Here is a 12,923-nt window from a genome sequence, read left to right on the forward strand (position 1 = left end):
TAACACAGATTGGAAAGGATGGCCGGTAAGCGGTCATCCTTCTCTTTTTGTGAATAAGGAGTATTCACATGTCTAAAAACCAGAAAAAATTGACACTCTTTTCCTTAACCTGGCCTATATTCATTGAGATTTTTCTACATATGCTGATGGGGAACGCCGACACCCTTATGCTTAGTCAATTCTCTGATGAGTCTGTTGCCGCTGTTGGTGTTGCCAATCAAATCCTCTCAATCATCATCGTTATGTTTGGATTTGTGGCAACAGGAACGTCCATCCTCATCGCCCAAAATCTCGGCGCCAAAAATGATGGGACCGCGGGGGAGATTTCAGTCGTTGCTCTTGGTGCTAATTTAGTATTTGGACTAGCATTAAGTGGAGTGTTGCTTTTATTTAGTCAACCTCTTTTAATGTTAATGGATTTACCTGGAGAATTACTACCTGAAGCAGCTATATATTTAAAAATCGTTGGTGGATTCGCCTTCATACAAGCCCTTATAATGACTGTTGGAGCCATCATCAGAAGCTACGGGTTCACTCGGGATGCAATGTATATCACCCTAGGTATGAACGCATTAAATGCATTCGGAAATTATGTATTCATCTTCGGAGCATTCGGAGCACCAATTTTAGGTGTGAAAGGAGTTGCCATCTCTACGATAACTAGTCGATTAATCGGATTAATAGTTGCTCTTTTTCTCATGTACAAACGAACGAACTCTACTTTTACCATTCTCTCACTCTTCAAGCTTCCAAAAAGCCATTTGTCGAATTTACTCCGGATTGGAGTTCCGTCTGCAGGGGAACATCTTTCCTATAATGGTTCTCAAATAGTGATTACCTACTTTATTACGATGCTAGGTACACAAGCGTTAACGACAAAAGTATACACCCAGAATATTATGATGTTCATATTTTTATTTAGTTTCGCTATTAGTCAAGGAACACAAATCTTGATTGGACATCAAGTAGGAGCTCAAAAATTTGAGCAAGCGTATCAGAGGTGCATAAAGAGTTTGCGGATTGGAATTACAATTTCTTTTTTTATGTCAGTTATCTTTTCCATATTTTCAAAAAATCTTCTGGCCATCTTCACGGATAATCCTGAAATCATTGCTTCAGGAAGTGTTCTAATTTTCTTAACTATTATTTTAGAACCGGGAAGAAGCTTTAACTTAGTCATCATCAACGCTCTTAGAGCAGCCGGTGATGTCAAATACCCTGTTTTCATCGGTATATTATCTATGTGGGGAGTGAGTGTGACACTTTCATATATACTAGGCATTTACTTTGGTTTAGGTCTCGTAGGTGTCTGGATGTCCTTCATTGTCGATGAGTGGCTCAGAGGATTGATTATGCTACGAAGGTGGAAGTCTAAGGTTTGGATTCGAAAAAACTTTGTAAAAGAAGAACCTCTTTCATAAAGGCTGTTTTCGATAAATTGTGGCTTTTCGAATTAGCCCTCCTATCGTGAGGAAGAATGTCTTCAGGCACCTTTCCGCATCATTTTTAACCCGAAATGTGGGAAGAAAAGAGTGTTTCCTACATTTTTTTGTATGCTACAGCAACTAAGTATGCGAAAAGAGGTTTCATAAAAAGGTGTTCAGTTTTGTGGAGAAAACTTAAAATTACCAGCTATATCTCACACAGAAAGCTCAGATTCATATAAGAACTCTGAGCTTTTTGTGTGAAGTTTGTTCTATTAAAGCCAAGCCCTATTATTAAATGGCTCTTTTCGTATAACAATTTGGTTATTCCATCGGATTTTTGACCTAATCCTCCACTTCGCCTTCACTGTAGATTTCCATCAAAAATAGACGGTTCCAGCTGCCATGGCTTTGAGGCTCGGGGTCAAATGTATAACCCTCCAGCGATGCAGGCATCACCTCCGAGTTCTTCATTTGCCTGACGCCGCAGGGCAGCCACTTCCGCTTTTTGCGATCCAGCTGCAGTGGCTTGCGGCTCGGGGTCAAATGTATAACCCTCCAGCGATGCAGGCATCACCTCCGAGTTCTTCATTTGCCTGACGCCGCAGGGCAGCCACTTCCGCTTTTTGCGAAAACAGCCTTCAAAAAAAATGATTCAGTTGATCGAAGCAAGCTCGCTTATGATCTTGTATTTTCTATGTTTTCCCTCTTGGTAGTATATATATGTTAACTTTACTAACATTTAAGCGGTTCCTAAATAAAAAACACTTGAATTTTTTTATTTTTCTGAATATGATAGGGGTAATAACAATTAAATGTAAGAAAAACTAACATAAGGAGGACTGTTATGAAAAAGATCGAAGCAATCATACGACCAGAAGCCTTTCAACAATTAAAAGATGGACTTTCAGGTGTCGGTATTAGCGGATTAACCGTATCAGAAGCAGCCGGCTGTGGAAAACAAAAAGGAAAACAAGGTATCTTTCGTGGTACTGCGTTTGAAATCCAACTCGTTCCACGAGTGAAAGTAGAAATGTTCATTGATGAAGAAAAACTAGAAGAAATTATCAATGTTATTATTTTCACCTGTTCAACAGAAACGATAGGAGATGGAAAAATATTCATTTATCCAGTAGAAGACGTTATTCGTATTCGTTCAGGTGAACGAGGTAGAGATGCTGTTTTATAGATAAATATTCTCCCTTGAGTAAAAAATTGATTTTTTTAGACGACGATTTACTGCTGATCATCCGTCAACTCAAGTCTCATAATCTAAAGAGATCTATGTTGACCGAAAAAACTAAAGGAGGAAATGATGATGATAAAAATAGTTTTGGGGTTATTATCACTTCTATTTCTGGTTTCCACACCGGTTTCTGCGGCTACACCAACTGTACAATCTGTCCAAGCAGCAGTCGATTCAACCTGGATGATGATCGCTGCAATTTTGGTTTTTTTTATGCACGCTGGCTTCGCAATGGTTGAGGCTGGTTTTACACGAAGTAAGAACACTTTAAATATATTAATGAAGAATTTCCTTACCGTAGCTATTGCATCTACACTTTATTTTATTATTGGCTACGGAGTAATGTTTGGAAATTCGTTCAACGGATTTATTGGAACTGATGGATTTCTATTAGCGAATGTCGATGATGTTGGATTTTTCTTATTTCAAGCTGTTTTTGCTGCTACATGTGCCACTATTATCTCGGGAGTCGTCGCAGAGCGTATGAGACTTCAAAGTTATTTGCTATTAACGATCGTGATGACAGGCCTTATCTATCCAATCATAGGTCACTGGATATGGGGGGGTGGCTGGTTATCAACACTCGGTTTTGTTGATTTTGCTGGTTCTTCTGTCGTTCATTTAACTGGAGCTGTTGCAGCACTGACCACCGTTTTCTTCCTGGGGCCTCGAATTGGAAAATACACAAACAACAAAGTTAACGCCATTCCTGGACATAATATTCCAATTGGAGCATTAGGTGTATTTATATTATGGTTCGGTTGGTTTGGTTTTAATGGTGGTAGCTCATTAGCAGCTGACCCCTCCCTTGTCCCCCATGTGATTACTACAACTTTACTCGCAGCATCTGGCGCGATTATCTCCGCTGCTTTCTACACACAGTTGCGATTTAATCGAATCGATGCATCTCTAACTTTAAATGGTGCATTAGGTGGTTTAGTAGGAATCACTGCTGGGTGTGCCAATGTGTCTTTTTTTGGATCAATCCTCATTGGGTTGGTTGCAGGAATCCTACTCGTTGAAGCCGTACGTGTTATTGATGTAAAGTTTAAGATAGATGATCCTGTTGGAGCGATTGCCGTTCATGGTATTTGTGGAATTTGGGGAACTCTAGCAGTCGGATTGTTTGATGTTTCAAATGGATTATTTTTTGGAGGTGGATTGAGTTTACTTTTCATACAAATGGTTGGCGTTCTTTCCGTCATAGTTTTGACTGCTCTCATCTCTGGAGGCTTAGTATTTATCATCTGGAAATTTCGTGGAATTAGAGTTTCGAAAGAAGAAGAGATTGCTGGCCTTGATTTCACTGAGCATGGATCTAGTGCGTATGAATTACGAGAAACAATCTTTGACTCTAAATCTACCTCAATAACCCCGTTTGGATCAGATTTAGTGGAACGATTAAACGGTATTAGTAATTCTTCGTCAATCAAGAAAACATTAAATTAGCCTTCTGTGAGTAGTCACATTTTAGTGTGACTACTCATTATTTATTAGATTCTTTTCATTTTCATCGATCGCTCAATCACATAAAATAAGTTAAAGATAGCACTCTCTATCATACTAAAACTGATTTTCGTGTATATTTGTTTTGCAAAGATTGTTGTTTTTCGGAACCAGTCCATAAACTGTTAGATAGCTTTGCTTCAGGTATCTTCTCGTCTATTCTTGATAGGTAAACATCAAAATGAAGGATTGAATCAATAATTAGATGAAATAACATTAATCTGCACGAAAAAATTTTTTGCATAGATTTGTATTGTTCTTAGCCACTATTAACCCGCTATTTGCTGAGGTTCCAAGTATTTCACAGGAAGAACCACAAGTAAAGAGGTTTCAACTGCACCGCTAAAAACCGATTCTACTCCTCTTGTGAATGAATTGTTTTTTGCTTCAAACTCTCTCGTGAAATGTGTAAGGAACTAGGAAGAATCAATAAGAATGAATGATATCATTCAACTAGAAACCTATTTACGACCGTCCTGATTTGTTTGAAGAACCAACAGTTTGTTTACGAGATTAAGCTATTCCCTTTCCGAATTACTTGATAAGATTACTCAAACTATTTCATCATGAAAAAGGGCCTTCTAAGGGCTCCTTTTTCTACAAATAAGAAAATTTCTGCTACTTATGAACTCATCATCATGGCCAAAATTTCTTTCTTTTTTTCACTCGTTACAAAGCTTCTCATTTGGAAAACATCATAATGATTTTGACGAACCTCATTTAAAATTGCTCGATATATTAGGGCCGCTCCATGGACAGGCGTCCGCGAATACAGAGGATATAAGTGTATTGATTCTAGCGCTAATTCGTAGTGATATTCAGCTAATTGAGCCAATTCCTCCCAAATTGAAACAAAGGCCTCACTTTTCTTTCTTTGTCTCAAATCTTTCAAGCTATATTGATGCCTTTCCAGCACTTCAACAGGTAGATAAACTCGATTACGATCCAAATCTTCACCGATATCACGAAGAATATTTGTCAGTTGCATAGCATACCCAAGATGGATGGCTCCTTGTCGTAATCGATGTTCATTATTCGGGGCAAGAACGGGAAGTAACATCAAACCGACAGTCCCAGCCACGTGGTATGAATAATCCAATACATCATCTACCGTTTCATAATTTCGTTCTTGAATGTCCATCCTTTGTCCTTTAATCATGTCCCAAAAAACTTCAATATTTAAGGGAAATCGTTCAAAAACATCATTGAGTGCTACCCACATCGGGTTCTCTTTCTCAAATAAACCCTTTAAAAAATCAGAAAATTGTTTCTCAAAACGAGCTAATTCTTCTTGAGGATGTTCATGTTCATCTACAATGTCATCTACCATTCGACAAAACGCATAAATGGCCCAAACCGCTTTCTTCTGCCGTTTTGGTAATAATGAAAACGCACGATAAAATGTTTTACTGTTTTCCTTAATAATTACTTCACATTGTGCGTAGGCCGCTGATATTTTCATGAATAGTCACTTCCTTCCCTGAAGAATGAGTTGCATATTCATTGATCATATACTCAGATAATAATTTTGCCCCCTGCATTACAATTGGGATTCCACCACCGGGATGAATGGAGGCACCAACAGCAAAAATATTCTTCTCTTTAAACGGCTGTAATTGTGGTCGAAACGGTCCTGATTGTCCTAAGACAGGTGCGATTCCAAAGCTTCCTCCTTGAAACAACCCCTCAGCCATAGCTTCCTTAGGACTCCTTATTTCTATCCAATCAATTCTTTTTTTGAGTTCTGGAAAACCATTTTTCTCCATTGAGGTGATGATCCGTTCTGCTAATAAATCTTTTTCTATATCCCAATCCACTACTCCTGCACTAGGCACTGGAACAAGAGTATAGAGAACTCCCTTTCCGTCGGGTGCTAGTGTAGAATCTACGAGAGAAGGATGAAAAACATAATAACAAGGATTTATTGGAATTTGCTTATTTTTGAAAACATCGATCATTGTCTCTTTAAAGGAAGTACTCATATAAAATTGGTGAAGGGATGCATTTTCGTAAATACCGTCAATTCCCATATACAACAGCAAACATGACGAAGAGGGAACGTACGGTTTGTTTATCGAGACCAATCTTTGCACAACAGGCAAGTCACCATTAAGAATAATACTATTAGCAGCGATTATTTCATCATTCACAACTAGACCCGTTGCAACATCTTGATTTTTAATGATGTTTGATACATACGCATTTTTAACAATGTTAATCCCTTTTCTTTCGCATGCTTTTTCAAGCACCTCAATTAAACTAGCATAACCACCTTCTAAGTAGTAAATTCCGTGCTCATGCTCACTATATGAAACTAAACTGTATATTGCCGGAGTTTCATATGGATTACCTCCGATATACAGTGTTTGCAGAGCATAAGCAATTCTTAATTCTTCCGCAGTGAAATAATTCTCTAGTTGCTTCGATACAGATTGAAACGCTTTTAGTTTATACAGAGCCGAGATTGTTTTCGGTTTAATCAAATTTATCTTTTTAACAAACGACTCCTGCAAAAACTGAGGCTTGCCTAATTCAAATCGCTCTTTCATATCTTCCATAAAACGCTTGAAACCCTCTTCATTACCTGGATATTTCTTCTGAATTTCTTTTACTTGTTGATCAACTGAAGCGTGTTTTGTATAGGTCTCTCCATTCGCAAAGTGAATATCATACAATGGGTCACACCTTTGTAATGAATATTCGTCTTCTTGAATCCCGGCTTGAAAAAGCAATTCGCTCAGCATTTCTGGGAGAAGAACGATGGTGGGACCTTTATCTATTTTGTATCCATCTTTTTCTACAAAAGTAAGGCGCCCGCCTAGTCTTTCTTCTTTCTCATAAATGGTCACATCAAACCCTTCCTTAACAAGAAAAAGGGCCGCCATGATTCCTCCCACTCCCCCTCCTACAATAGCTGTTTTCATAAGGCTCTCTCCACTTCTTTCGACACTTTTTTAGTAAAAGATAAATCTTGTTTTAGAATTAAATTTGTCGTGATTCTTGCTGACTCTAGTATGGTAGGAAGACCACTACCAGGGTGCGTACCTCCACCGACTAGCCAACAATTCTCTAATTCTTCAAATTTATTATGTGGACGTAACGCCATCATCTGTGTAAGTTGGTGACCTAGATTAAATGTCGCACCTTCATACACTAAAAATTCTTGTTCCCATACTCTTGGTGACAGTATTTGTTCCACTTCAATGTGTTCACGAATATCATGAAAGCCAGTTTTATTTTCAACGCTGTCTAATATAAGATCTCTAAACAACGGCTCTTGTTTCTCCCAATCTAATTGACTAAGGTTATTAGGGACAGGTGCTAAAATATATAAAGCTGATTTCCCTTCAGGCGCTAAAGTTGAATCGGTGACTGAAGCGTTTTGGATATAAATCGAGGGATCTTCTGGTAGCACCATCATTTTTGTGATTTCTTCTACATTTTTTTTGTACTCTTCCGCAAAGCAAATCGTATGATGAGGGAGATTGTATGTTTTATTTACCCCCAGATAGATCATAAAGGTAGAACAAGAATACTTCTTTTTTGCTAAATTCTTTTTACTATATTTTTTTAACACACCATCTTCTACTAAATTACTCATTACATAAGCAAAATCTCCATTAACTATGACTTCATCCGCTATTACTTTTACTCCAGACTCTAATCTTAGTCCCTTTACTTGCTTATTTTTTTTCACCCACAACTTGGATACAGATGAGTTCAAGTGAATGGTTCCACCGAGCTCTTCCACAACTTTTGCCATTGCTTTTGACAATTGGTTGACCCCACCAATTGGATGAAATATTCCATACTCATGTTCCATAAAAGAAAGAATAGAAAATGCTCCTGGACACTCCCATGGGCTCATTCCTAAATATTTGGATTGAAAGGTAAAGGCTAATCGAAGTTGTTCCGCACTGAAATAAGAAGAAAGCACTTCATGAAGACTTTTTCCAAGTGATAATTGAGGAAGAGCTCGTAGCACTTTCCAGCTAATATATTGATAGTATCCATCCATCGGACTTTGTAAAATGGGTTTTAATTTTTCCATTTTCTTTCTGGTATCATTCATAAATCGCTCATATCCCTCTGAGTTCCCTGGATAATGCCGTTCAATTTCCGTTCTCATCTTTTTAGGATCTTTCCACATCGACACCTTTTTATCAGGAAAAACCAGTTCATACATCTCGTTTAGTTCAATCAGGTCGACATAATCATGAAGATTCCTTCCACTTGCTTCAAACAATTCTTCTGCGATTTCAGGCATACTGAGAAAAGTTGGACCAATATCAAAGACAAAGTCCCCTAGCGTAAAGGACCCATTTCTGCCTCCAACAAACGATTGTTTTTCATAAATTTGTACGTTATAGCCTTTATAAGCTAAAAGCATTGCTGCAGCCAATCCACCAGGACCAGCGCCTATAATCGCGACTTTCTTTGCCATCCGTCCACCCTCCTTATTTTAACTATACATATATTATACAATACTTATACGGTATGTACATCATTTATAATATACATGCACGATTTTGAATACAATCAATAATCAAAGCTTTAAATAAATTTCTCTGTAATCCTTTTTAAGAAGTTTTTTTCTCACCCTATCAGAAAATCACAATGGTCCTAAAGCTAGACACCAAACCATTAAAATGTTTGTCCTCTCTTTTTCAGTAAAAAAATCAATACCTTTAAGAAGTATTGATTTTTCATTTCCTTAGTTTTCCACAATTTGAATATTATAGTCATGAAACCATACATGAATTTGAGCTAAATGAGCTAGCAATTGTGGTCCTGTCATTAGTTGACCAAACCAGGGAACTTGAAACGATTCTCCTTCTGTTTCAACAATATGCCGTAACCTTCTTTCATCGAATAGTTCATATAATACACTATTCCTATCTTTTAATATTTCTTTCAACCATGTCGTCACAAGCCTTGTATATTCTGGGTGATGCGTTTTCGGATAAGGGCTTTTTTTGCGATATAATACGTCATTTGGTAAAATCCCCTCTAATGCTTTACGTAAAATTCCTTTTTCTCGATTTTCATGCATTTTCATCTCCCATGGAATATTCCATACGTATTCAACGAGGCGATGATCTGCAAAAGGTACTCGTACTTCCAAGCTCGCCCCCATGCTCATTCTGTCTTTTCGATCTAATAATGTAGTCATAAACCATAACAGGTTCAAATAAAACATTTCTCTTCTTCTAGCTTCTAAGGGCGCTTCTCCCACTAATACAGGGGTTTCAGCAATCGTCTCTCTATATTTCGTTTGAACATATTCTTCTAGGTTTAATTTTTTGCTCCAGCTATCTTTTAAAAGTTTTTGCCGTTCTTCAGTCGACCTCATCCAAGGAAAGCCAGATCGATTAAAGTCATCTTCTCGGTGAAACCACGGATATCCCCCAAAAATCTCATCCGCACATTCTCCAGATAAACCAACAACAACATCTTTTTTGATTTCTCGACAAAACCAAAGGAGGGAAGAGTCAACATCTGCCATTCCAGGCAAATCACGTACATGTACTGCTTCGATTAAATGATCCTTTAACACTTGCTGAGTAATGACACAGCTATGATGATCCGTGTTAAAGGTATCCCTCATCATCTTTATCCAAGGTCCGTCGGCATTGGGTTGAAAACTATTTGCTTTAAAGTATTGATCATTTTCTTCGTAATCAATTGAATAAGTACTTAATCTCCCTTTGCCACTCTCTTTATACGCATTAGCTGCAATAGCAGTGATAGCGCTAGAATCAACACCACCCGATAAAAATGTACAAAGAGGAACATCTGATACAAGTTGTCTTTTTATGCTATCACTTACTAAAAAGCGCACTTTTTCAACCGTTTCATCAAAAGTATCTCGGTGCTCTTCACTTTTCACATTCCAGTAACGCCAAACTTTTTTTCCCTTCTTCGAAAATGTAAGTGCATGAGCTGGTCTAAGTTCTACGATACCTTTAAAAACGCCACTACCTGGTGATCTTGACGGTCCTAACCCTAATATTTCTCCAAGTCCTTCTCGGTCAATTTCCGCTTTCACATCAGAATGAGCCAAAAGCGCCTTAAGCTCGGATGCAAATAGAAGTCCATCATTTTTTTCAGTATAAAATAATGGCTTTACTCCCATTCGGTCTCTCCCTATAAATATTTGCTCTTTTTCGCTATCCCAAACCGCAAATGCAAAAATACCGTTTAGATGCTCCACACACTGCTCTCTCCACTCCATATAAGCCGTTAAAAGAACTTCTGTATCAGAATGACCCTTAAAGGAATATCCTTTACTATGGAGAACTTTGCGTAAATCCTCCGTGTTATAAAGCTCCCCATTATAACAAAGGGTAAAAGAATGCTCTCCTTCCTTTTTTGTCATCGGCTGTACTCCACCATTAGGGTCTACTACAATTAGACGCTTGTGACCAAAAGCCGCATGACGATCCAACCAAATATTTGTATCATCCGGACCACGCTTGTTTAACGTGTTCGTCATTTTCGTTAGCAACTTACTTTCAATTGATAAATTTCGTTTAAAATTTACCCAGCCAGTTATGCCACACACTATACATCATCCTTTCTTTTAGTCCCTACTCGTTTTCATTATTGCTTCTGATACAAAAAAATCCGGCAGGCACTCTTTTTCTTTTACATGCCGAATTTCATTAAGATTTAATGATTCTATTCGCATAGAAAAGAGAGCTAAGACTTACATTTCATAGATGTTTTCCTTAGTAGAAATAAAATATGCTGAGCAAAAGAGCTTCTCGTTTAAGAAAGTGGGCTTCTTCCACGACATGATTTATCTTATGCAGAGTATGATAAATAGTTAACTGACATAAAAGAAATCTTAAGGAAGCTCTCTTCCTTTCTATAATTTAATAAGAAATGCGGAAGACGCCCGTTAATCGGCGACTGACATATGACAAGGGCTGACCTGTGGCGCACTTTGCCTCATGGCAGGGCTTGACTTATGACCTCGAGCCGGTGGCGTCTGGAGCTAGCCACTTTGAAATGTGGAAGACGCCCGTTAATCGGCGACTGGCATATGACAAGGGCTGACCTGTGGCGCACTTTGCCTCATGGCAGGGCTTGACTTATGACCTCGAGCCGGTGGCGTCTGGAGCTAGCCACTTTGAAATGCGGAAGACGCCCGTTAATCGGCGACTGGCATATGACAAGGACTGACCTGTGGCGCACTTTGCCTCATGGCAGGGCTTGACTTATGACCTCGAGCCGGTGGCGTCTGGAGCTAGCCACTTTGAAATTTATACTTTCTTTTCTTTTGAACGAATTAGAGATGAATTGGAGATCAATGGACCGCTCACCTTCCTGACTACTCTAGACTTTCTACACTTAGCTCCATTCTCTTGTATGAAAGCTACAAAAAATGTGCAAAAAGATAACGAAAGGGGGAAAATCCTTTGGAAAATCAAGAAAGAACCTTATTATTAGAGAACCAAACACGTGCCTACCTCACAGGTTCAATCGAATACATGAATAATCAGTGGGTATTTTTCGATGATGAAAGTGATGAGGCAACCATGCTAGATTTTTTCACGAGTCATATCATCGAAGTTCACTATCACAGTCAATGGAGAAGGGGCACTTTACAACCGAATGGGGAATTGAAGATTCAGCAAGAATCATTTCCTCTAAGGGAATATGATTCTGTACGAATTCGAAAAAATTTAACACTTTCTTTAGAGATGCTGCTAGAAGAATTGAGTGATGATGCTTTTCTTCAATTTATTACCACCCTCAATTCCCTTCGTTTCTCCATTTATGATTGCATCTTTTGCCATAACCATCTCTCTTTTTTAGAAGAGAGAAAAATACGGCAAGGTGTGAATTTTATCACTTTTGATAATGGTGATGAAATTTGTGGGGTTCAGCACCATTTCAGCTATTATCAGAAGCAACAAGATCGCTTTGAGTATACCAAGAGCACTGGAAAACGAATCATCATAGAAAAAATCGAGTAAAAACAAAAAGCTGCCAGATGGCAGCTTTTTGTTTGGCTCTTTTCGCAAATTTTGTGTCTTTTCGAATCAGTTGATCATCTGTGGTACAGCTTTGTTTCGGGCATCATTTCGTCTGTTTTTGATAGAGATCAACAGTGAAATGGAGGATTTAATCAAAAATCAGGTGAAATAACCACAATGTAAACGAAAAGAGCCTTTTGTTTAGAAAAGGCTCTTTTCGCAAAGAATCTTGCTTTTTGCAGACGTATATAGTCCCTTATAAGAGAGGTTTTGGGGCATTTTTTCGTATTCATTCGAATGCACTCTTTACAAAATTGGATGTTGTCTCAAATTTATAGATTCAAAAATAACGATGGATACGAAAAGCGCCTTAAAAAATACCGATTTACAAAGGTAAATAGTACCCTAAGTACAATACAAGTACTATTGAAACAATTAACTGAATCCAAAACATTTTTGTTTCTTTCCCTTTTTTCAAACGAACAAGTACCATTTCAAACATCCCGATTACCCAGAAACCAACCAGCATTTTTACCCCGTAAAAAGCAGGATCTAAGGATTGATTGTAAAAGAAAAGTAGTGCTCCTGTTACAATAATCAAAAGATAAAATAATCGCAACACCATATGAACAATTTTCATGGCTTTTGCTTTACCGCTACGATGCAGGCTGTACGCAACGAAGAATAAAATAAGTGCAACAACCCATGTAGTAATATGAGCATGTGTATTGTGTAGCATTGATAAACCTCCTTAAGTTCAAA

10 protein-coding genes are annotated in these 12,923 nt (G+C 38.1%); 4 read left to right on the forward strand and 6 right to left on the reverse strand.

Annotated features, from left to right (window positions below; all coding sequences use genetic code 11):
- Positions 1–68 precede the first annotated feature (68 nt).
- Entirely contained in the window at positions 69–1,421 is a 1,353-nt protein-coding gene (locus U8D43_RS05470; protein WP_335870040.1) for an MATE family efflux transporter, read from the forward strand.
- Between the two features lie 427 nt (positions 1,422–1,848).
- On the opposite strand, the gene U8D43_RS05475 is transcribed toward U8D43_RS05470, so the two are convergent.
- On the reverse strand, positions 1,849–2,016 hold the full coding sequence (locus tag U8D43_RS05475; protein ID WP_335870042.1) for a hypothetical protein: 168 nt from the start codon (positions 2,014–2,016) through the stop codon (positions 1,849–1,851).
- 255 nt (positions 2,017–2,271) lie between these two features.
- On the opposite strand from U8D43_RS05475, the gene U8D43_RS05480 reads away from it, so the two are divergent.
- Both U8D43_RS05480 and U8D43_RS05485 read left to right on the forward strand, forming a co-directional pair.
- Positions 2,272–2,613 (forward strand): P-II family nitrogen regulator, encoded by a 342-nt coding sequence (locus tag U8D43_RS05480; RefSeq protein ID WP_335870044.1) that lies wholly within the window; start codon positions 2,272–2,274, stop codon positions 2,611–2,613.
- A gap of 129 nt (positions 2,614–2,742) precedes the next feature.
- Positions 2,743–4,119 carry an ammonium transporter gene (locus U8D43_RS05485; protein WP_335870046.1) on the forward strand — a complete coding sequence of 459 codons (1,377 nt, stop codon included), beginning with the start codon at positions 2,743–2,745 and terminating at the stop codon, positions 4,117–4,119.
- A gap of 679 nt (positions 4,120–4,798) precedes the next feature.
- Here the strand turns inward: U8D43_RS05485 and U8D43_RS05490 are convergent.
- The 4 genes from U8D43_RS05490 to asnB form a co-directional block, all read right to left on the reverse strand.
- A complete protein-coding gene (locus U8D43_RS05490; RefSeq protein WP_335870048.1) occupies positions 4,799–5,638 on the reverse strand; it encodes a phytoene/squalene synthase family protein in 840 nt (279 codons plus the stop codon).
- Positions 5,607–7,100: a phytoene desaturase family protein gene (locus U8D43_RS05495; protein ID WP_335870050.1), complete on the reverse strand. Its 1,494-nt coding sequence runs from the start codon at positions 7,098–7,100 to the stop codon at positions 5,607–5,609. The genes U8D43_RS05490 and U8D43_RS05495 overlap by 32 nt, the downstream gene beginning before the upstream one ends.
- Positions 7,097–8,620, reverse strand: coding sequence for a phytoene desaturase family protein (locus U8D43_RS05500; RefSeq protein ID WP_335870052.1), 1,524 nt, complete (start codon positions 8,618–8,620; stop codon positions 7,097–7,099). The genes U8D43_RS05495 and U8D43_RS05500 overlap by 4 nt, the downstream gene beginning before the upstream one ends.
- A 270-nt stretch (positions 8,621–8,890) precedes the next feature.
- Positions 8,891–10,741, reverse strand: coding sequence for an asparagine synthase (glutamine-hydrolyzing) (gene asnB / locus U8D43_RS05505; protein WP_335870054.1), 1,851 nt, complete (start codon positions 10,739–10,741; stop codon positions 8,891–8,893).
- An 859-nt stretch (positions 10,742–11,600) separates the two neighbouring features.
- Between asnB and U8D43_RS05510 the strand changes: the two genes are divergently transcribed.
- Positions 11,601–12,161 (forward strand): DUF2777 family protein, encoded by a 561-nt coding sequence (locus tag U8D43_RS05510; RefSeq protein ID WP_335870056.1) that lies wholly within the window; start codon positions 11,601–11,603, stop codon positions 12,159–12,161.
- Between the two features lie 385 nt (positions 12,162–12,546).
- Here U8D43_RS05510 and U8D43_RS05515 read toward each other — a convergent pair whose 3' ends face one another.
- Positions 12,547–12,900 (reverse strand): YisL family protein, encoded by a 354-nt coding sequence (locus tag U8D43_RS05515; RefSeq protein WP_335870058.1) that lies wholly within the window; start codon positions 12,898–12,900, stop codon positions 12,547–12,549.
- Positions 12,901–12,923 lie beyond the last annotated feature (23 nt).

It is taken from the genome of Bacillus sp. 2205SS5-2 (assembly GCF_037024155.1).
Classification (GTDB): Bacteria; Bacillota; Bacilli; order Bacillales; family Bacillaceae_K; genus Bacillus_CI.

What these genes read in the sequence shown, in the direction of transcription:
- U8D43_RS05470 (WP_335870040.1), top strand. Translation starts at nt 69, where the DNA reads ATGTCTAAAAACCAGAAAAAATTGACACTCTTTTCCTTAACCTGGCCT.
- U8D43_RS05475 (WP_335870042.1), bottom strand. Translation starts at nt 2,016, where the DNA reads ATGAAGAACTCGGAGGTGATGCCTGCATCGCTGGAGGGTTATACATTT.
- U8D43_RS05480 (WP_335870044.1), top strand. Translation starts at nt 2,272, where the DNA reads ATGAAAAAGATCGAAGCAATCATACGACCAGAAGCCTTTCAACAATTA.
- U8D43_RS05485 (WP_335870046.1), top strand. Translation starts at nt 2,743, where the DNA reads ATGATAAAAATAGTTTTGGGGTTATTATCACTTCTATTTCTGGTTTCC.
- U8D43_RS05490 (WP_335870048.1), bottom strand. Translation starts at nt 5,638, where the DNA reads ATGAAAATATCAGCGGCCTACGCACAATGTGAAGTAATTATTAAGGAA.
- U8D43_RS05495 (WP_335870050.1), bottom strand. Translation starts at nt 7,100, where the DNA reads ATGAAAACAGCTATTGTAGGAGGGGGAGTGGGAGGAATCATGGCGGCC.
- U8D43_RS05500 (WP_335870052.1), bottom strand. Translation starts at nt 8,620, where the DNA reads ATGGCAAAGAAAGTCGCGATTATAGGCGCTGGTCCTGGTGGATTGGCT.
- U8D43_RS05515 (WP_335870058.1), bottom strand. Translation starts at nt 12,900, where the DNA reads ATGCTACACAATACACATGCTCATATTACTACATGGGTTGTTGCACTT.